10 protein-coding genes are annotated in these 21,920 nt (G+C 61.2%); 7 read left to right on the top strand and 3 right to left on the bottom strand.

What is annotated here, in order from left to right; all coding sequences use genetic code 11:
• Positions 1–7 precede the first annotated feature (7 nt).
• Together ACQR1Y_RS23715 and ACQR1Y_RS23710 are read left to right on the top strand one after the other, a co-directional pair.
• Positions 8–7,966: a hypothetical protein gene (locus ACQR1Y_RS23715; protein WP_434878412.1), complete on the top strand. Its 7,959-nt coding sequence runs from the start codon at positions 8–10 to the stop codon at positions 7,964–7,966.
• Entirely contained in the window at positions 7,963–13,260 is a 5,298-nt protein-coding gene (locus tag ACQR1Y_RS23710; RefSeq protein WP_434878411.1) for a hypothetical protein, read from the top strand. Before ACQR1Y_RS23715 ends, ACQR1Y_RS23710 begins: the two co-directional genes overlap by 4 nt.
• A 202-nt stretch (positions 13,261–13,462) precedes the next feature.
• On the opposite strand, the gene ACQR1Y_RS23705 is transcribed toward ACQR1Y_RS23710, so the two are convergent.
• A complete protein-coding gene (locus tag ACQR1Y_RS23705) occupies positions 13,463–14,527 on the bottom strand; it encodes an adenylate/guanylate cyclase domain-containing protein (protein ID WP_434878410.1) in 1,065 nt (354 codons plus the stop codon).
• 154 nt (positions 14,528–14,681) lie between these two features.
• Positions 14,682–14,948, bottom strand: coding sequence for a hypothetical protein (locus ACQR1Y_RS23700; RefSeq protein ID WP_434878409.1), 267 nt, complete (start codon positions 14,946–14,948; stop codon positions 14,682–14,684).
• A gap of 148 nt (positions 14,949–15,096) precedes the next feature.
• On the opposite strand from ACQR1Y_RS23700, the gene ACQR1Y_RS23695 reads away from it, so the two are divergent.
• On the top strand, positions 15,097–16,542 hold the full coding sequence (locus tag ACQR1Y_RS23695) for an IS4 family transposase (protein ID WP_434878408.1): 1,446 nt from the start codon (positions 15,097–15,099) through the stop codon (positions 16,540–16,542).
• A gap of 48 nt (positions 16,543–16,590) precedes the next feature.
• Here the strand turns inward: ACQR1Y_RS23695 and ACQR1Y_RS23690 are convergent, their stop codons facing one another.
• Positions 16,591–17,520 carry a Ku protein gene (locus ACQR1Y_RS23690; RefSeq protein ID WP_434878407.1) on the bottom strand — a complete coding sequence of 310 codons (930 nt, stop codon included), beginning with the start codon at positions 17,518–17,520 and terminating at the stop codon, positions 16,591–16,593.
• 279 nt (positions 17,521–17,799) lie between these two features.
• On the opposite strand from ACQR1Y_RS23690, the gene ACQR1Y_RS23685 reads away from it, so the two are divergent.
• From ACQR1Y_RS23685 to tnpC, 4 genes are all read left to right on the top strand, one after another.
• Positions 17,800–18,645 carry a 3'-5' exonuclease gene (locus ACQR1Y_RS23685; protein ID WP_434878515.1) on the top strand — a complete coding sequence of 282 codons (846 nt, stop codon included), beginning with the start codon at positions 17,800–17,802 and terminating at the stop codon, positions 18,643–18,645.
• A 426-nt stretch (positions 18,646–19,071) separates the two neighbouring features.
• Positions 19,072–19,968, top strand: coding sequence for an IS66-like element accessory protein TnpA (tnpA, locus tag ACQR1Y_RS23680; protein ID WP_434878406.1), 897 nt, complete (start codon positions 19,072–19,074; stop codon positions 19,966–19,968).
• Positions 19,965–20,318, top strand: a complete 354-nt coding sequence (gene tnpB / locus ACQR1Y_RS23675; protein WP_172134748.1) for an IS66 family insertion sequence element accessory protein TnpB — start codon at positions 19,965–19,967, stop codon at positions 20,316–20,318. The genes tnpA and tnpB overlap by 4 nt, the downstream gene beginning before the upstream one ends.
• 69 nt (positions 20,319–20,387) lie before the next feature.
• On the top strand, positions 20,388–21,914 hold the full coding sequence (gene tnpC, locus ACQR1Y_RS23670) for an IS66 family transposase (RefSeq protein ID WP_434878405.1): 1,527 nt from the start codon (positions 20,388–20,390) through the stop codon (positions 21,912–21,914).
• The last annotated feature ends 6 nt before the right edge of the window (positions 21,915–21,920 follow it).

The following is a 21,920-nucleotide window of genomic DNA, read 5'->3' as shown; positions in this document are numbered from 1 at the left end:
TTCGATCATGAACAAGATTACGCGGCGAGAATTCCTGGAAGGCACGAGCGCCACGGTGCTGGCGAGCACATCGGCCCATGCGCAGGAGCCGCCGGCCGGGCCTCATTTCGTGCCGGACGGCTCCGGCTACGCGCTGCGGTCGGGTGGCGAGAAAATCTTCCACCTGGACCCGGCGAGCCTTGTGCCGGGTAGAATTCGGGTTGGCGCAACCGCCACCAAGCTGTTGATCGTCGGCAACACCGAAGGTGACGTTCGGAACACCGAAGGTGACGTTCGGAGCGTCGAGTTCGCCATCGAGCTTGCCAACACGGAATGGAGGATCAACGCGACCTGGCGGTTCGCAAAGCTGCCCAAGCTGACCGTTTCCATTCCGGCGCCATTTTCGCCTTGCAGCGTCACGTTCCGGCACAAGCTGAACTCCCAGGAATTGGCGGCGCTCGTCAAGCATCTCGGCGGCCCCCAGTTGGCCGGTGCCAGGACCGCCACTTTCCAGCTCAACACCGAAACGCAACGGACGGAAATCTTGGCCGACGCCGGTCAGGAATTCTCCGTCTTCGGCAAGCAGTTCGCCGGACGGCGCCTGTTGCTGGGGCCTCTTTCGAGATGGGCAAGCGTCGAGCTCATCAACGAAAAGCCTTCGATCCTCTTGGACGTCGCCAAGGACAAGCACCTGCATGTGCAGCTGGAAGTGCCGAAACACGCCACGGCAAGGCTCGGACACGATCATCGGCTTTCGCTGGCAGAGCCTCTCGAACTCCTCGTCAAAAGTCCGCACTGCGAGACGACGCGCATTCCCTGCCATTCCGCATCCCGCGTGTTGGCAGGCCGCGACCAGACCTGGTCGATCAATCCGACCGACGACATCTGGCGGCTCTACACGCCGAGAGTCTCGTTCGAGGCCCGGGTTACTGAAGACGGCGTGGCTCAAGGCTGCTCACGCCCGATCGAAATCTCGGCGCACGAAGGCAAGCTGAAGCACTTCTGTATCCACGCTCGCCTCGTCTCGACGACGCTCGCCGTCGAGCACGTCGATCGCACGCGTTTCGACCTGGGCGATGCTTCGCTTCAGCTCCGTCACTCGCCGCCGCCGAAGGCCGAGGCGCCAGCGCATCCGAGGCCGGCACCGGTCTTCGCCTATGCCGCGCCCGACGCCGCGCTGCGACTCCCGCTTCCGGATGGCGCCAAGCTGCGGCTGTGGCGGGGGCTCGATCTGTTCTGCCTCAGCTTCCAGTTCCACAACATCGACCTGTCGATCGGCAAGAAAGTCCAGCTCATTCCGTTGCGCCGCGACGAGATCGATCCGGCCAACAAGCCGGACGAAGCGGTGCTGCTGGCCGAGTTTCCGCCGCAGCACATTATGGAAAGGACGTTCCTGCGCCAGGACCGCCCGCTGCCGGATGCCGGTGACGAAGTCTTGCCGACCGAACTCAGGCAATTGCAGCGCCTGCAGCCAGCAGACCCGGAATCTCAGCGTTTGCGCAAGGAGATTCAAGACAAGAAGCTCGCAAAGGAACTGGCGGACTATCCGAAAGACGAAAAATTCCTGCCGTTCGCTGATTTTGCGAAAGCTTGGGACGAATGGGACAAGCAGAATGGAAACAAGTTTGGCCTTTGGATTGGGCCCGCCGGATTGTTCACCGTCGAAGCAAGACGAGCAGCGCGCCTATTTGCCGAAAGACGCAGAACCGGCCGGCTTGATGAACTGATAAAGCAAACCACTCCGTTCACTCAGAAAGACTTCGAAGACACCGCCGAAATTCTGGCGCGGCCCGATTTTCCGATGAGCCGCGCGGAAGCATCCGATTGGGTCAAGAAAGACAGAAAGGACAAGACCGACGCGCTGACACGGAACCATCTCAAGAAGCTGTGGGAAGAAGCGGTCAGGCTTTCCGACGACTTCAGCGTGTTTCAGAGATTTGATCCCAAGCGCGTCACGGTGAACGACCACAAGTGGCTGTTGTTTCCAAATTGGCCCTTTAAGGAGGAAGAACTCCAGTCGATCTACAAGAACGCCGGTTCAAAACTGCCAGACGACACCGAGACGCCGGCGCAAAGGGACAAGAGACTTCAGGATGCGTTGATAAGTCGCCTCACTGAATTCAGGACCGAACAATCCGACACTCGCGGCAAGGATCAAAGGATCGACCAGGTCCCCGAAGGTTTCCGCCGGCCGGTCGAGGCCTGGATTTCGGAGCCTTCTCGCCTCGCCTTCGTAATGAAGGGCGCTCCGATGGCGTTGACCGTCGCGGAACTGACCGCGTGGGAAACCTTCGAGCTGAGGGTCGTGCAACGCGCGCAGCGGATGTACAAGGAATCCGATCGTAAGGTCGAAGAATCCGAACCAAAAGAGATTCTCCGCAAGCAGGGGATCAAGGACTGGAACAAGACCGGCGAAGAACGCGTCCGTCAAATCGTCGGCACGGTCAAACAGCCGGATCGGTTTGATACGGCGCTCGAGATTCCGACGGGATTGATCCTGTCTCCCGCACAGAACGCGAGATGGATAACCCCGAAGAAATTGCCGCCTCGCCTGGATGATTCACTGGAAGGCACCGTGCCAACGGCCGTCTGGCAGGCCCGCCTCGTGGAAGGGCAAAAGGTGCCTTCCCTTCGCGCCATTTGGTCGGACGAGTTCGACGCGTTCGCGCGCGATACGTTTCTGAAGAAAACCCTTAGAAGCGACGGAACACAGAAGTTGGAGAAGTGGAGAGGAACCTATCGCACGGCGATGAGTCCGCAGGACCGGGCGGAACTGGTGGCTCTCACTTCAATGTACGGATTGCCCGTCATCGCCTCGAAGGACAAGGAAGTCAGCAGTCAGATCGAACCGCCCAGCGAAGGCGACGACAAGTATATCAGTGACGCGAGCAAGGACCCGAAGTCGCCTTACGCGATCTACATGCCAGTCCCGCTGCGTGCCCGGCGACTGGCGCTGGGCGCGACCGGCGCGATGCTCGACCTCGATACCACCTTCCCGCTGGTGACATCGGCGAGGGCCAAGGGCGACGAAGGCTACTTCAAGAGTTTCAGTCTGCAGCGATGGCGCTCGCTGATCAGCGACGGGTCGGACGTGCTGACCGTGGTTGTGCGCCGCGGCTATCTCTTTCCGCTGGGCCACAAGGCCTCATTGGTCAAGGTCACCGAACCGCGGCTGCGGCCGATCGATCCGACGCGTCCATCTCTCGGTTACTCCGTCGAGCAGGCGACGCGAATCTATATCGAGGTAACCCGGGCGTCGCATCAGTATCCGGCGGTTGCGCAATCCCACGAGGCCCGCGAATTCCAGCCGCGCGAGATCACGCTATTGACGCTGCGTACCCCGGATCTGATCGATCCGACGGACGACAAGCCGCTGCCGGATCCCGCTCCCGTGGCCGGTGCAAAGGACGATACACCCGAAAACCTGAAGAAGACGCTCGACGAGATCCTCGCGCGACCGGCAAAGGCCGCACCGCATGGACGCATCAGGGGATGGGTGAATCGCAGGGACCCACAGGAAATTCCGAATCCCGGCCCCCTGGTCGGCCAACTGGCGGGCATCATCTTCTGGCCGCGCACCGAGGTCGGAACGAGGGGCACGGTAAGATTCCGCATGCGCATCGACGGTCAGCCAGCGCCCGTCTCGATGCCATTGATTTTCGCCGACCATCGCGCCGCCAGCGATCCGGCGACGATGAGGGCGCTAAGCGGCTACTACCGCGGAGAAGAGATCGCCGAAAAGGAAAGGCAGGCCGCCGAAAAGGGCAAGGCAAAAGAGCCGAAGGCGAATGAGCCCGAGATTGGCAAGACCTGGGATTCCGACAAGCCGAGGGAGTGGAACAAGGTCCAGCACAATGGCGCCTTGCGCACCTATGCTGACGAGCAGCGCAAGGGACAATGCACCTACGTCACCGACTGGCAATTGCTGCAGGCCGTAGGAGGCGATAGCGACTTCGCGTTCAATTCCGAGCTTGTCGCAGCTGAACAACCCCCCTTCTATCCCCGTTTGGCGATGGCCCAGATTCGGCCGCAGCAGATCCAGGGCCTGACGGGGTCGCTTGCCCCGGTGCTGCACGTCGAATACGAGAAAAACTACGTCTTTAACGGCTTCAACCCGCCGGAATCGTGCGGAATCTCCGACCCCGACACGTTCCTGCGGGTCACCGACGATCCGCTGCCCAAGCTCGACATGGGCGAACACGGTGATCAGGGCGGGACCGTCGCTCGCCCTGCCAAGATCATTTATGGCCTGAACCGCCGCTTCGGCATCGCCGGGCCGCCGCCGCCCGATTTCAAAGACTGCGGCACACTTCTGAAGAAGGACGGCGAGGCGGCCACAGCCGGGCAACCGCAAGCTCCTCAAGCGCCAGCGGCGCCGGGGCAAGCGGCGGCACCGCCTGCACAAGCACCGCAAGCACCAGCTGCGCAGGCGCCAGGACCTGCGCCAGCACCAATTCCTCCAGCGCCGGTCGTGCCCGATCCAGCACCCGCTCCGCAGGCCCCGGCGGCCAATCAGCCTGCCATGCCACCCATCTCGACACAGGCTCTGCCTCCATCGGCGCCCACGTGTTCCGCAACGGCGCCGCGAAAATATGACAATAAGAATCTGGCGATTGGGCACTTCGGCGACGATGCCAAGCTGTTCGGGTTGATCAAGCTGCGCGACTTCATCGCGGCACTCACCGGCGAACTCGGCGCACACATTCCCCAGCTCGAGGAAATTACCAACTTCACCGGGGACCAACTGGCGAAGGTCGCGAATTCGCTTAAAGCTCCCATCGACAGCCTGACTGAACAGCTCGACAAGAATGCCGGACAGCAGCTATTTCCGGATTTTACCTGCGCGCTGCAGACCCTCAGGCAGGACTTGGTGAGCCTGGCTGCCCTCAATTCAAGCGACACGGCTGCGCAAATCGAAGCAGCAACCTCGATCTGGGCTTCGGGACAGCGCGTCGTCCGCGAGCTCGAAACCATTGCACGGACGCCGATCAGCCAGTTTGCGGAGCGGCTCCGTTTCTATCTCATCTCGTCGCAGGGGGACATCGCCAAACGTTTCCAGGAATTTGCACCTTGGGATGAGATTCAGAGCGAACTAGCCAAGCTCGTCGCTGGCGTTGCCGAACAGATCCCTGACGCCATTGTCGTGCTGATGGACGCAGGCGCAAACCCGGCCGAGCTGAACACCTTCGTCAAAGAAAAGCTCATCCCGGCAGTCCGCGATATCAAGGTCTGGAAGAGCAAGTCTCCGCTGGAGGCGATCGCGAAGAGCGTGGGTCCATTGCCGGCAAACGTCACCGGACTCGCCGAAGGACCGCTCTACAAGCTTGCCGCCGCGTTGGTTTCTCTGGCTGAGCAAAGTCTCGGTGACGTGTTCGAGAAGAAGAGCCTCGCCGTCGCTTTGAAATGGGCTGTCGACGCCATTGATACAGCCAAAGGCATCCAGCAACGGATCGACGCCCTAACCAAGCTTGGCGCAACGGCATGTGCTCTGGCCATAAAGGAGCTTCGTAAGCTGCTCCAGACCGTGGTGGACCCCTCGGCTACCAAAGCTTCGGCTGCTGCCAAGAAGATCGGTGATCTCGCGAACGCCATCCAGAAGACGCGTGATGATATCGTCGCCGGCAATTTTGGACCGGCCGCGGAGCCCATGCTTACGTATCTCGGTGAATGGCATACGGCTGTCGCTACCCTTGCAACCGGCCTCGCGAACGAGATCACCAAGACACAAACCATTGCCAGGAGCGCCTTGGGCACCTTGCCCGGCGGGTTTACTACCGCTGTGTTACCCAACATCACGGTGTGCCAGAATTTCGGCGAAGATACGATACGAACAGTCGCCGCGCTGAACGCGCAGCGGAAAAAGTTGCTCGATACCTGGCTCGACTTCAAAAAGCTCCTTCCTCAACGACCCTTCCCCGAACTGCCGACCGGACCAGCGGCCCTGCAGCCGTTCTGGCGGGACGTCCAGAGACATTTCGTGACCTTGGTGCGGTCGGGGATGTTTGACGCAGAAGCGTTCGCGCTTCGTTACGCAACTCCTGATGGGCTGCAGCTCTGGACTGAACTTAACTTGGAGCTGACGGATCTCATCAATGCACTCCCCGGAGATATACAGACGGAGCTGAGGGTCGCGCTGGACAAGCAAGTCGAATTCCTGAATCCGCTCCGGCAGGCCCAGACAAATCTCGAAACCAGACTTTCTGCGCTCGCGTCCGTTCCGGGCGCCGACCCCGCGACCGTACAGGCGTTGATCAACGAGCTTCCCAACACCTTCCGAAGCATTGTGGAAGGCACCCTGCTAAGAGCTGAAGCGGTGTTATCCGAGAGTGTGTTGCGTCCAGCGATGGCGAGCTTGCTCGCCAAGCACTTCAAACCGGGTCTCGACGACGCTGCCGAGCGTGTTCTCACACAAATCGCCAGGGTCTATGAAGCAATTCTCGACCAACGGAACTTCGCCTATCGAAATGTCCGGCAACGGCTGGTGCAGAACCAGTCGACGGGAGTATTTGCGCTCATCGCAAAACTGTTTGGCTCGCCAAGCAAAATCGACGACGCCTGTACGGAGAGCTGGGACAAATTCATCCTTCTAGTTCCGAAAAGCGGGAGCAATGATTGCGTAGATGAGAAAAGCGACGCGCTCTTCGATGAAACAAAGGATATTCGGGAGAACAAGAAGACCGCGGACGACCTGAGGGGCGTCTTGGAACGCTGGCAGAAGGGCGAGTCCGCACCGCAGCGAATCCTGCAGCACATCGAATACTTCGCCCGTGTTGGCGTTCGATCCAGCATCACCAGGGTGCTCGACGTCGAGAGTCTGCGCCAGCAGATCGTGGACACCCTGACGGAAGCCCTGCCGACGACGCGAACGCTGAAGAGCAGCCTGTCGTTGCCGCTGAAGGAGACGTCGGTCGGCATCGGCACGTTCCGTCCGATTGGCCCCTCCCAGCAGCTGACGTTGGGCGGCAAGGCCACGATCAACCTGCTCAACCCAACGGCTCCGAAAACGGAAGTCACCGGGACGGTCACGGCGTTCGAACTCGACATCCTCACGATAATGACCTTCACGTTCAATGAAGGCGTCACCTACACCAAGGGTGTGGATGACGGCCGTGGCAAGATAACGGCCCCGCTGCGCGCCGAAGACATCAAGTTCGGCGACAAGTTGAGCTTCCTCGCCGATCTGGCCAAATCCCTTTCCTTCGGCGGGGACGGCGACGGCAGCGGCCCCTACACGATCGTGCATATCAGCAACCCCTCGATCGAGGCCGGCTACCGGATCGGAATTCCGGTCATCACGCTAGGCGCGACCTTCACCAACATCAATTTTGCGGGGGCCATCGTGCTGCCGTTCACGAGCGGCAGCGCGCGCGTGCGCGCCGCGCTCGGCTCGCTCGACAATCCCTTCATGATTTCGGTCGGAATTTACGGCGGCTCCGGTTTCATGGCGCTCGAGGCGAGCCCGCAAGGCATCGAGGCATTCGAAGCCAGCTTCCAGTTCGGCGGCATTGCGTCGATCGGCTACGGCCCGTTGCAGGGCACCGCCTATGTGACGACCGGCGCCTATGTCCGCAAGGACCAGTTGGGTTGCACCTTCGCCGCGCTGTTCTCGGCGGGCTTCAATGCACACATCGCCTGCTTCGGGATCAGTGCGGCCTTCACCTTGCGGCTGTTCAAGCGCGCCGGCGACAGCTCGATCTCTGGCGAGGCCGCGCTGACATTCACGTTCTCGATCGGGCGCTTCATCAAGATAAGCTACACGATCCGGGTGCAACGCTCGATGCAGGCCGGCTTTGGCGGTGGCGGCAAGGAGGCCGCTTACCTGCCCGGATCCGGCGTGCAGGTAGCAGCGCTCGGCAACTTTGCCCCCATCTGTTTCCCGGAAGAGCAGAGCGCCGAGCTGGTCACAGTCAGCTACAGCCCCGAGGAAGATTGGTCCGATTTCGAAGCCCAGTTCGATTCCAAGTTTGTTCCAGAAGCCATCGCATGACACATCTGCCTCTTCTCCCCACCAAACCCGATCCCACGCCCGCGTCGCCAATCGACGAAGGACCTGTCGGGAAAACCGTCTCGGTGTCGAGCCGCGTCGTTGCGGATGGCTTCGGCGACGACGACCATGCGCGTATCTGCATGTTGCTGCGTCCGTGGGTTGGCGCCGGGGAGTCGCAAATCGACATCAGCGCATGGCCGTCGCAGATTGTCAAACACACGAAGCTCGCGACCAAACAAGTCGGTCTGCGCATCATTCCCCTGCCTGGAAACCTACCGAAGACTACCGCAGAAGCAGAAAATGCAATTCGCGAACTAGCCGGGAAGGAAGGGTTGAGCCAACTTCCCCGCCTGAACGCGAAGCTGGCGTGGTCGCCCGAAGCAGGTCCGAACCTCGTCGATAAATCAGGTTCGAGTCCCATCGATAGATTCTGGCGACGCATGATGAACCCCAATGGCGCCAAATCGCCCTTCTGGGAGTTGCTAGTCAAAACCCTTGCGTGCGAGCCCTCCGCGCCAAGGTGTGCCGCCTATCTGCCGACCCCCCACGGCGCGGCGTCCCTTATCTTCACCCTGCAGAGAGGACGCGCCTTGCTGGAAGCGATCGCAAGCGCCGACTCGCCGCTGGCGATGAACAGCGACACGACGACGGAATTCAACCTTGCAAGGCCATGGTACAGGGAAGAGCAGCCGGTCCGGCTCGCCAGCAGCACGCCCGACCTCCCCGCCGCCGGTCCGGACCCGACTTCCCCCGAGCACGTGGAGTTCTGGCTGGCTCCCTATCGCAAGCGAACGGCCGCCATGCTCGCCGGAGAGACTCCGGATCCGATCTGGCCGGAAGCACGTACGCTTGCCAGAGCGATCCTCGCCGGCGATCCTGCCGCAGCGCAGGTCCTGGAGTGCGTGCAGGCCGCGCATCATCTGACGCTGCCCCAGGACCAATCCACGCTGTTTTGCGCTTCGCCGCAGCAGGAGCTGGAGACGGCGCAGCGCCGGCTCGGTGCGCTCCTTAGCTTGCCTACGCTGCAACGGCTATTCGGGTTCGCTTTCGACCTGCGGATCGAAAACGCGCTGGTCGCCGAAGCGCTACCGAAGCTGCGCGAAAAGCTCGGAATCAAAAGCGCGACACCTTTCGTGGCTCTGGCTCCCGATTCGCCTGACGGGAGCTGGACGCTGGCGCGCTTTGAACCCGATGCGACGTGCGCCGTGTTCTGCCCGGCATCGTGGGACGAAATCTTCGAGCGCCCGGATAAGGCGCGGATCGCGCATGGCCTGCGCAACCTTGCGCGTCGCAACAAGCAGAACAATCCCATCTACGACATCATCACGATCGATCCGGCGCTGGCGACGGAGAACAGCATCAACAACACTGCCGCCCGCGAGCGCAGCGACGCGAAGGGATCGGCGCTGGCGCCTCTCGAACGCGGCAGGCCGGCCCTGCACAATGGCGGCCTGCGCGTGATCGAAGAAGACAAGACTGACAATGACAAGAAAGATGCCCGGGGCTGTCCGTCACAGGACATCATCGAGGACGCCGCTGACCTGAAGATCGGTGACCGCTTGATGGTGGGCATCGAGGTCAAGGGGGGCGACATATTGTGGCGGACGCCAGACTATCGCGCCATCGAGTTCAAGGACCCCGAGCCCGAATCCAAGGTGAATACGGAGTGGATCGAGGAAGAACTTGACCGTCGTCACCTCGCTACAAACCAACGCCGTCGCGTCCAGCTGGACGGCGCGATGGCGGTGTCCGCCACACAAGCCGTTCTTGACGACAAGCCTGGAGACGATCCCCTCGCAAAGGAGGCGATCAAGGTTATCGAGGACAGCACCGTCGCGCTGTGGGGAAGCGACCCTGCCGGTGTGGCACCTCCGGAATACAATCAGAAGACACGCCAAACCATCACGACGAAGAAACTGAAGGTCGTCGAAGAGCTTAACGTCACGCGACACTTCAGGTCACCGAGCCGTGACAAGAAGCACCACGAATCCCTGCTGAGTCCGGCCCTGCGCTTCGGCTGGTCCTATTACACGGCACTGGCGCCGGTCTTCGAAGGCGGCGGCAGCATGACGCCCGCCGACGTCGCAAGGATAAGCCAGCATATACCCGCCGTGTCCTTGCCACCGGTCAGGGACCAATCGAAGCGACTTCGAGGGCGCCGTTTCCTGCGTCACGAACGCATCAATGCGCCGATGGCGCTGCTGCTCGACAACGATGTGGCGACGCTCGCCAAACTGACGCCGCCCCAACTCAGCCCGGACATGTACGTCCGGACCACGGCGGACGACAAGAGCCGCATGGTATCGTCGACGCGCAGGCTGATCGTGCCGCCTCCCGTTCCCTTGCAATTTGCCATGCTTCACGACGTGCTGCGGGACATCGGAAAAGGCGTCAAGAAACCCAAACTAGGACTAAGCGGCCTTTCACTGTTGGGGGCCAAGGATCGGCCCGAAGATAAGAAGCCCAATCGCGCGCGGGTGGGCAATGTCGAGTCCCCGGACCGCTACACCTACTATCCCGATCCGGCAGCGAGCGTAATGATGTTCGGCCTCAAGCTCCCGGCGGAGACAGGGCTCGAGAACGCACCGTTCGTCGAACGGCCGATCGCCATACAAGTTGGCGCCCGCACCTGGCCGGACAAGACCGCAGTCCGCGAACAGCTTCATCCTTGGCCGAATGTTGTGCCGATTCACCTCGAGTTGAAGGCCGTGGAAGCCCATTCCCTGGATGACAAGGGCAGGCCCACGCCGCGGATAGAATCCGGTGGACTAAAGTGGCTGACGTCAGAAGGGAAGATCGTCGACGGCGGCGGAGGCAATGCCGTCGAGGTTCACCTCGTTCGGGTCAGCCTCGCGCGGGGCGAAACCTTGGCTTTGCAGGCGTGGTACGCGCCGACGGTCGCGCAGCTCACCGAGTGGTTCGACGCAGTCGAGTCGGCCGGGCTGCTGTTGATCGCCGAGAACACGCGAAAGGGTGATGAGCACGCGGCTTGCCTAGCCATTCTCAAGGAGAAGCTGAAAGTATCAGCCGCGAACGATATCAAGCACTTGGACGAAGTGGCGACTAAGACCTGCCTCGGCGCCGGCGGATTGGCGACCCCGCCCCGGAAAACCATCCAGACCATCGCAAGCCTCGTGTATCGCGAACTGCTGCTGAAACCGAATTCGGTTCTCGCCAGCCCGCTCACAATGCGGCTGACGCATGCCGTCGACGACTGCTTGCTGTCTGCTCCGATCTTTGGTTCGGACATTGCGATCACGCGGCGCATTTTCGCCCCTGCCGATGGCGCCAAGGCCGCTGGCCCGGCTCAGTCGACTCCGGCCGCTGGCACAACGGCGCAAACGGCGGCGGACTTCCTCAACGCTACGCCGATCTCGGAATGGGGATTGAGCAGCACCCAGCAAGGCGCAACGAGCACCCTCGTTGGCGGCACAGTCAAGTTCGATCCAGCCGGTACCGGCGGGCTCTTGCTTGAAGCCGTCTCCGCCGCCCCGTTCGACGAATCCCTCGACAACCCTGCGATGAGCCTTACGACGGACCAGCGGAGCAAAGGCGATTTCGTACCCGTCGCCTCGGACCAACCGATGGATAAAAGAGCAAAGGCGTTCGGTTTTGCCATCGAGACGAACGGCACCGTCACATTTCCGCTAAAGCAGATCACGCTCCTCAAGCTCGAGGGCTTGCCTCTGCCCAAAGACGGCAGATCCCGCCTGCAGTCCTACTCGCTGCAAGAGCTGATGGCCGCGGCCTGGGGAGAAGCGCGCCAGTTCGGCGATGCGCTGCGCGCTGCGCTGCCGCCGTCGTTGCACTGCAATGGTGCGAGGCGGCTGCAGCTCAAAATGATCCCCATCAACCGGCACGCCGGACTGGTGCCCACCGATCCGAAACAGAAGTCCCGCCCGGTTGCCCCTGAAAGCGCATGCAGGGAAATCTGGCTTCCGGCGGTGACAAGGCCGGCGCCGCCGGTCATCGACCACGTCAACGTTTCGCTGTCACACCGGAAGATCAAGTCGCTCGTCAACGCGGACGGCTCCTTCACGGTTGGCGTCGAGCAGTTGTGCCTTCTCACCATCTGGCACGCGCGACCGTTCTTCAGTTCGGGGGAAGGCGAAAAGGTCGCGCTCGTGCTGTGGCCGCCCGGGCTGTTTGCGCGCGGAACGAGGCGCGATGAGAAGGGACAGGAGGTTCTCCCCAGGAACAGGGACACGAACGAAACGCCCGAATTCTACGACGAAGATCTCGGCCCCGGTGGCCCCTTTGTCACCCGCTGGGGCGCGGACCCCCTCACCGCCGACGACGTGAAGCAGGAAAAGTTTCCGACCGGGCCCTTCATCGATCCTTCGCGCCTGCCAGATGAGGGCGACCATATTCCCCGCGCGTTCATGCCGGTGCCTATCTCGAACCAGACCTGGGCCCCAAGCGATCAGACCACTCCCAAACAGACGGACCAGGCCGGCGATCCCGGGAAAGCGACCGATGAACAGACGCCCGTCACTTACATGGCGGTGGCGCTACAGACCTTCGAACCGAAGTTCGATCCGGTCCAGGAGATGTGGTATTTCAACCTGGCACTGAAAACCGATCCCTTGCCGTTCCCGCGCGTCCGTCTGGGGCTCGTGCGCTATCAGGCGCATGCCCGCGAGGACAACGTGCCGTTCGAAGGATCGGAGCCGGTCCGTCTCCGCGTCTCGACGCCCGTCAAGGAATGGGTCAAGCCGCTTCCGGGCCGGAGAGCGACGTTGACCTGCCGCGCCATTAGCGACAAGCGGTTTGAGCTTACTTGCGTGGTCAACGGGCCTTCCAGCGATCCAGCGGCTGAGAAAGGTCGGCCCCATATGGTGGTCGAAGTAATTCGGCACCGCGTGTTCGACGGCGTTCCGCAGGAGTACACCATCACGGACATCGATGGAAATTCAGCGATGTGCGACGACTGGACGCCGAACCCGGCAGCGATCGACGAAACCAGCAAGCCCAAAGGCGTATTCATCAAGTCGGACGGCGGCTATCACTGGAGCTGCCTGTTTACGATCGACGGTCCGCTCGAGCTGGACGGCGGCTGGTCGCACGCCGTCGTGGTGCGAGAGACCCGCCAGTTTGATCGCGCGAAGTCATCTGAAAACACGGTCCAGCTACTCGACACAGGCCCCATCTTTATCGCCCGCATCCCGATCAAAAACGATGCTGCTGGAACCCAACCGAAGCGTCCGAAAACACCGAAACCGCATCGCAATGGCAAGAGCACCGCGCCCCGCGCGATTGCCGGAAACCAGTCGGCCTATACGCAAACTAACTAGCACCGATAGGCGAACTGAGAAGCTTTTGCCATTGCTTATCAGTAGCCAACGGGCCCATTTCGACCGGACCTACTGAGCGCGAAGACTGATCATTTCCAATCCTTCAGTTCTAAAGATGCTTCCTGATTGATACGCGGACGGCCGCTATTCGAGGTTGTCGAAGAAACGCGGGGCCATCCACAAGCACTTCGTGCAACGCGTCTTATTCGTAAGCAACAGTTGCAACTGCGATCTTAAGACTGACATTCTTAAGCTCAAGCTTCTCCTCGATCGACCTCATCGTATACTTGCGAGTGCCGGATCTCTGCAGTGTGGGTCCGATCACCACAGCATAGTCGCCGGCAACACCCTTGACCCTAGCCGCCATGTTTACCGCGTGCCCAATCGCGCAATACTCCGGGTTACCGACGCCTAACTCTTTCTCGAGTATTCTGATCGAACCGGCCTCCAATCCGATCTTCAAGCGCCACGAGACCTCGACGAACTCATCAATGCTTTCGCTCAACGCTTCCTTAAATTGATGAGAGAGATCTCGAAATCTGTTGGTAAGTGCAATAGCCGCCGCCACTGCGGAGTCTGCCACAAGATGTTTGTGGTCTTTGTTATCTACGAAAAACAATGCCATTAGTTCGTCGCCGATGAACTTATCGACCACACCGTTGTGTTTCTGCACCACCTGAACGCAGGTATCGTAGAACTTCGTTAGCGCATCACATAGAGCGTCTCGATTCTGATGCCACAATTGTTCTGTCATCGACGTAAAGCCGGATATGTCGGCGAACAACACAATGCCCCACTGATCACCAACGTACTCGCGAAGAGTTTTGTTACGCGGCGATCCAGAGCCCACAGCTACAGTTCGACGGATCGTTTCAATGAGTACCCCGCGCCTGAATTTCGAATACGCATGCGTGTCATAGGATGAAAAATGGTCCCTTATCTTTATTCGCACGAAATGCTGGTAGAGTGGACCAAACATGCCAGGCTTCGACACTACGCTCCTGGTTACGACCATTAGGTCGGGGTAATGCTGACGAATGCGATCCAAGTATATGATCCCTAGAGGGACAACTGTCTCGTCCTCGGGCTGATCAAATAGCAAATCCATCACAAGCAGACGCAAATCGGCTGCATCCTTCAAGTGCACCAGAACTTCAGCATCGTTCTTGGCGGCAAGAAATTCCGACGATTCTACAAACCACTCACGCTGGAATGTCGGCAGTTCGCCAGGCTGATCAGACTTGTCGTCACACCAGATGATTTTCATCGCAATAGCCCCTCAAATTGACCCGGCCACAAACTCAATCACTAGACTGGCTCCAGATTCGCCGCTCTGCGGCGACAAGATATTTCCGCCGTATACCTAGATCGTAAAATCCGAGCGAGGTCTGATAGGTCTTCAGCTTACGTGGCACGGGAGGTTACCTGCACGATCGTGAGACTTCAGCGTACCATGTGGCGTAAGGCGTGTTCTTCGCCATGGGGCGGTTGAAATCGGGCGAGCCGTCCGTCCACCAGACCGGCCCCCGCTCCCCCAGCGCTCTCTTGGCATGGTCCACGGCGCGGTGTGCCGCGGCTTCGTCCTTATGGTCCTCCGCCATCTTGGCCGCTCGAACGGCGCGCCTGGCCGACATCAGCTGGCGCGTCAGATCGGAGCGCTCGGTCTCTCCACGCCTCGGATCAGCCATTCGCCAAAGGCGCCCGCGTACCACGAAGTAGCGCCCGTCCGTAAGCCTCCGGTGACGCTTTCAATTACCCACATCTCGTGCGCAGGATTTGCATCGGTTGAATCGTCTGTGATTCTGTTTGTGACGCCGATTCGCGGAGGCGTCACAAATGCGCGTAGACACGGGAGCCGGTGCTACAGGCTGGCATGACGACGAAGTCGTTTCGGCAGGGCTGCCGGACAAGCGATTGGCGCGCCGATTTGGCCGCCTGCTTGACCAGATGTCGGCAGCACCTGGCCAACCGGTCCCCGCCGCGTGCGGCGACTGGGCGGCGACGAAGGCGGCCTACCGCTTCTTCGACAATCCGCGGGTTACCGAGCATGGGATGCTGGCCGGCCATTTTGCCGCGACCGCCATGCGCTGCGCGGCGAGCGATGGACCAATTCTCATTTTGCAGGATACCACCGAGTTCATCTACAGCCGTGCGCAGCCGGGTAAGATCGGCTTCACCAAGACTATCAACGCCGGACGTTATAAGGCGGGTCAACCCAATGTCGTGACCTTGTGTGGAGTGCTGATGCATTCGAGCCTGGCTGTAACCCTCGGCGGCACGCCGCTCGGGCTGACAGCAGCGAAGTTCTGGACACGCACGAAGTTCAAGGGGACCAGGACGCTCAAGCGGCATGTGAACCCCACACGAGTGCCGATCGAGACGAAGGAAAGCTATCGCTGGCTCGAGAACCTACGTCAGTCGATGGCGCTCGTGGGCACGCCGGAGCGTTGCGTGCATGTGGCTGACCGCGAGAGCGATATTTACGAACTCTTTTGCCTAGCGCAGGATCTCGGCACGCGCTTTCTGGTGCGAGTGCAGACCAATCGATTGGCCGGTTCGCCTGCCGACACAGAGCCGCGGGATGGAGCTCATCGGGTCTTCGCCCAGCTCTCGACCACGCCTTGGGCGGGACGTCATTACGTAGCGATCGGACAGGATGAGACGGCATGCGTGCACGTGAAGTTCGCTGCCATCCAAAACTTGCCGCCCGTCGGCAAGCAGAAGCGATACAGTCCTCAGCTTCTCACCTACATTCAAGCCCTTGAGATCGACCCGCCAGCGGGCCGTCCGCCGATCGACTGGAAGCTGGTGACCAACCTGCCGGTCGGAGATTTCGCCATCGCCATCGAGAAGCTCGAATGGTACGCCTTGCGCTGGAAAGCGGAGGTGTTTCACAAGGTAATGAAGCCCGGCTGCCGCGCCGAAGAGGCGAGGCTTGAAACAGCGGAACGGTTGACCAAGTTCCTCGCCCTTATCGCGATGGTCAGCTGGCGCATCTTCTTCCTCACCATGTCCGCACGAGCGAAGCCTGAGGCTGCGCCGGAGACAGTCCTCACCTCGACCGAAATCGCAACGCTAGATGCCATCGACGCGGCGCGGGCCAAGCCGCGCATCCTGCACAAGACCCTCGCCACCTACTTGCTCCAGATCGCCATGCTGGGCGGCTACCTGGCGCGGAACCGCGATCCGCCGCCAGGAAACATGGTCGTGTGGCGAGGCCTAACACGCCTCAACGACATCGCATTCGGCCTCTCAATCAGAACTCGTCGACGATGTGGGTAATTGAAAGCTTCACCGGATGCGTACGCCCGTCCGGCGTTACGGGATGCTTCAAGCGGATTTCCGTTGACGGCCGGCGGCTGGCTTTTTCGCCGGTGTCTCCTTGGCGGCAGCCTTCTTGCCGGCGATCGGCATCAACATCTCCTTCTGGCCGGCAGCAGCTTTCTTCGGCTTCTTCGCGGGCTTGGCCGCCTCCGAAGGCTGCGCTTGCTGCCCGACCGAGCGGCGCAGCGCCTCCATCAGATCGACCACGTTCTCCCCCTTCGGCCGGTCCTTCGGGCGGATCGTCTTGCCCGCACGCTTCTGGTTGATCAGGTCGACCAGCGCGGTTTCATAGTGGTCCTCGAACTTCTCCGGCGTGAACGTCCCGGCCTTCTGGTTCACGATGTGCCGGGCGAGGTCGAGCATGTCCTTCGTGATCTTCACGTCCTGAATCTCTTCGAAATACTCCTGCTCCGACCGCACCTCATAAGGGTATCGCAGCAGAGTGCCGACCAGGCCCTTGTCCATCGGCTCCAGCGCGATGATGTGCTCGCGGTTCGTGAGCACGATCCGGCCAATCGCGACCTTGTTCATCTCACGGATGGTTTCACGGATCACCGCGAAGGCGTCATGGCCGACCATGCCATCCGGGCGCAGATAGTAGGGGCAGATCAGGTAGCGCGGGTCGATGTCGGTCTTGTCGACGAACTCGTCGATCTCGATCGTGCGCGTGGATTCCAAGGCGATCTCCTCGAGCTCTTCCTTCGAGACCTCAATGTACTGACCCTTCTCAAGCTCATAGCCCTTGACGATGTCCTCGTTGGGGACCTCCTCACCGGTGTCGGCATCGACCTTGACGTACTTGATCCGGTGACCCGTCGTCCGGTTTAGCTGGTTGAAGCTGATCTTCTCGGACTCGGACGTGGCCGGGTAGAGGGCCACCGGGCAGGTGACGAGCGACAGGCGCAGAAAGCCTTTCCAGTTGGCGCGGGGGGCCATGTACGCGGAACTCCGGTTTCAACGGTCCAGATTCAAGACGAATGACAGCGCCGGGTTCCGACATGGCGGCCGATCAAAATCGGCAGATCAGGCGATCCTCTTCGCACAGCCCTTGCGGCGGGAGGTGGGCCGAAAATGACCGTGAATCGCGTGACTCTCCGATACCTGGTGGTCATTTGCTTGGGTATGGTGCCGCGTCATGACTGCCGCGCCGCGATTCCACCGACACCATTTTGACGAGGCTGCCGACTTGGCGGCCATGGCAGATGCCCTCGCCCAATCGCCCGATTACCGGGTGCTGCGCAGGCTTGTCCCCCGAGCCCCTCCCCTGCCGCCATCGGAGAGGAGGTCAGGACGGCCGTCCTGCTGGAGACCGAGACCACCGGCCTCGACCACTCCCGGGACGAGATCATTGAACTCGGCATGCTATCGTTCGACTACACCCGGGAAGGTCGCATCGTCGGCGTCAGGAGCGTCTTCTCCGCCTTCCACGAGCCCAGCCGCCCCATCTCCGCCGAGGTGACGGCGCTCACCGGCATCACCGACGAGATGGTCGCCGGACAGCGTATCGATCCGGACGCGGTATCGGCGTTCGTCGCCGGCGCGGCCATCGTCATCGCCCACAACGCGGCCTTCGACCGTCGGTTCGCCGAGCGCTACTGGCCGATTTTCGAGCGCAAGGCCTGGGGCTGCAGCGCGACCGAGGTCGACTGGCGCTCACACGGTTTCGCCGGCGCGCAACTCGGATATCTTCTGCACGGCGCCGGATTCTTCCACCAGGCCCATCGCGCCGTTGACGACTGCCACGCGCTGCTCGAGGTCGAGGATTTCGTCCTGCCGACGACGGGCGCCCCGGCGTTGGCTGCCCTACTCCAGACGGCGCGCAAGCCGATCATGAGGGTGTGGGCGGAGCAGTCTCCCTTCGGCCTCAAGGATACCCTGAAGAAGCGCGGCTACCGGTGGGCCGACGGCACCGATGGCCGGCCGAAGTCCTGGTGTATCGACATCCAGCAATCCGCCATCGAAGCCGAGATCGCCTTTCTCAGAGAGGAGGTCTATCTCTGCGACGTCGAACCCCGGCTGCAGCGCCTGACCGCGTTCGAACGATTTTCGAATCGTGGCTGAGAGAAACGGCGGCGGCGGCCCGTCCAATGGGCGCAAAGAAACGGAGAACTGTCTTTGCAAAACAAAGAGCCTTCCAAGAGGGCGGAGAGCTCGCACGAGAATACGATGTGCAAGCAGGTCCTGATCACGCTTGGTCTTTTCAGCGAGGGATTCAAGAGACTTTCGATACTCTACGCTTGAGCCCGCTATACTACGATTGGTGCCACAGATCGCTTTGATTCAGTTCGCAGAAACTGCAAGCGCAGCACGCGCTCCGACCGAACGGCACGGTTGAACGCAAGCCATGTCAATGGCTTGCTGTTCAACCGGCGAGCCGCTTTTATCTTGCCGGAGTAATCGGCATCGTAAGCGTCCGGTCTCTGCACACCTTCCCCCTCGCGTGTTGTCGTTCCATTTCGAGTTCTCTGCTGCTGTGGAGAATCTCCGGTGGGATCCAAACATTTCGAGAACAGAGCGCGCCGCGAATGGTGGTCGCTGCACATCGAAGCGTGGCGTCGCAGCGGTCTCGGGATCCGTAAATACTGCCAGCAACAACGTCTGACCGAGAACACGTTGCGGCGTTGGCTGAAGCGGCTGGCCGGCAATGAGACTGCGCTTAAGCTCGAGAAATATCAGACGGAATTGCGCCGCGAGCGCGCCCGGGAAGAGCGAGAAAAGGCGCTGCGAAAACAAAAGCAGCGCAGGTTTACGGTCACCTCGGATGTGCGCAATCGAGCGTCTCAGGCGTTCTGGGCGATGCATGTCGAGGCGCTGAACTGGAGCGGGATGGAGCTCCGCGCCTACGCCGCGGCGATGCAGCTGTCGCCGCATTCGCTGCGCAAATGGCGCGACCGACTGGCCACGGGCGAGGTCACGATCGACTGGCGCGCCCATCTTCATCCCTCCGCCCGTCCCGCCGTTAGCACTAGTGCTAGGAACTCACAGCCCGAACGCCGCTTGACAGCCGCCGAAATCGGCGATCCGGCTGCGGGCAAAACGCCGACGCGGCGCTTCTTCAGCGACGAGGAAAAGCTCGCGATCGCCAAGGAAACCGAGCTACCAGGCGCCAAGGTCTCTGCCGTCGCCCGCAAGCATGGGATCGTCACCGGGTTGCTGTTCCGCTGGCGCGCGCAGTTCGGCATCGCGCAAAAGAAGCGCTCCAAGCTCGCCCGTGTCGTGCTGCCCGACGACATGCCGGCCGCACGCGCCCTGCGCGATCTCGTGCGTCCACCGGAGGGCATGATGGCCGTCGACCTCGCTGACGGGCGGCGTGTCTTCGCTCCCGCCGGCAGCGATCCGGACGCCGTGCGAGCGCAGATCGAAAGCGGAGAGACAGCATCATGATGTTCGTTCCAGCGGGCGTGAAAGTGCACCTGGCGCTCGGCTACACCGACATGCGCAAGGGCATGGACGGCCTTGCGATGCTGGTCCAGGACACGCTGAAGAAGGATCCGTTCTCCGGTCATCTGTTTGCCTTCCGCGGCAAAAAGGCATCGATCCTGAAGGTCCTGTTCTGGGACGGCAACGGGCTTTGTCTGTTCACGAAACGCATCGACCAGGGCGGCTTCGCATGGCCGGTGATGGCGGGCTATGATGGCTCGATCACGCTCACCCCGGCGCAGCTCGCGATGCTGATCGAAGGCATCGACTGGCGCGCGCCGGAGCGCATCTGGAAGCCGGCGATTGCAGGATGATCTGCAAAAACCGGTGCTGAACTGAGTTGCGATTCTTCTACGAATCAGCGTGTTCGAGTACCATCGGACATGCAGCTCGATCTCACCAATCTCCCGTCTGATCCTGAGCTTTTGCAGCGCCTGGTGCGCGATATCGCGGCCGCCATCGATCACCGCGATACTGAGATCCAACGGCTCAAGTCCATCATCAAACAGCTGCAGCGAATGCACTTCGGCCGCAGCTCCGAGCGCATCGATCCCGACCAGCTTGCACTTGGTCTGGAGGATCTCGACAGCGACATCGGCCGCGTCAAGGAAGCGCAACCGAAGGTCACACCGGAACCCAAATCTCCGCCGCGTCGTCGTGCGCTGCCCGATCATCTGCCACGCGAAGACGTTCTGCTTGACGTACAAGACCGGGGCTGCGGCTGCTGTGGCGGTGCTCTCCATTTGATCGGCGAGAGCGTCAGCGAGATGCTGGATTGGGTCCCGGCGCAGCTTCGCGTCCTGCGTACGACCCGTCCGAAATACGCCTGCCGCGCCTGCAACAAGGTGGTGCAAGCCGGCGCGCCAGAGCGATTGATCGCTGGCGGTCTTGCGACGCCGGCGCTGCTCTCGCACGTGCTGATCAGCAAATACTGCGATCATCTTCCGCTCTATCGGCAGTCTCAGATCTTCGACCGTCACGGCGTCGATCTCTGCCGCTCGACGCTCGCGGGCTGGGTTGGCGGCGCATGCTGGTGGCTCGAGGCCTTGCACGAACGGCTGTGCAAGAACGTGTTCGCCTCCAACCATCTCTTTGCCGATGACACGCCGATCCCGGTACTCGATCCTGGCCGCGGACGAACCAAGACGGGACGGCTTTGGGTGTACGCGCGCGAGCAACGGCCGTGGGGCGGACCCGAACCTCCGGCCGCCATCTACCTGTTCGCACCCGACCGCAAGGCCGAGCGACCAGTCGCACATCTTGCCGCCTTCAAGGGCATCCTGCATGTCGACGGATACGCTGGCTTCGAGCAATTGGCCGACAAAGAGGGCATCACGCTCGCGGCGTGTTGGAGCCACTCGCGACGCAAGTTCTACGATGTGGCCGAAGCCACCGCGTCTCCCGTGGCAACAGAAGCCCTGCGCCGGATCGGCGAGCTCTATGCGATCGAGGCGCGCATCCGCGGCCAATCGCCTGACTACCGTCTTGCCGAACGCAGGACCTTCTCCAAACCGATCGTCGACGCGCTGAACGTCTGGCTCGATGCGCAGCTCCACCTGGTCTCCGGCCGCAGCACGCTCGCTGAAGCGATCCGCTATGCACTCTCGCGCTGGCACGGCCTGACTCGCTTCCTGAACGATGGCCGCGTCGAGCTCGACACCAATTCGGTCGAGCGCGCCATCCGCCCCGTCACCCTCGGCCGCAAGAACCACCTGTTCGCCGGCAGCGATGGTGGCGGCCAACGATGGGCAGTGGTCAGCTCGCTGATCACGACGTGCAAGCTGAACGACGTCGAGCCCTATGCTTACATCCGGGACATCCTGCAGCAGATGGTCGACGGACATCCCGTCAATCGCCTCGATGAATTGCTGCCGTGGAGCTGGAAGCTGACTGATCATGTCAAGACCTGAGGCATG

The organism is Bradyrhizobium sp. HKCCYLRH3099 (assembly GCF_051167855.1).
In the GTDB taxonomy this organism is placed as follows: Bacteria; Pseudomonadota; Alphaproteobacteria; order Rhizobiales; family Xanthobacteraceae; genus Bradyrhizobium.
The sequence above is the reverse complement of the archived record's forward strand: the minus strand, read 5'-3'. Positions and strand labels throughout refer to the sequence as shown.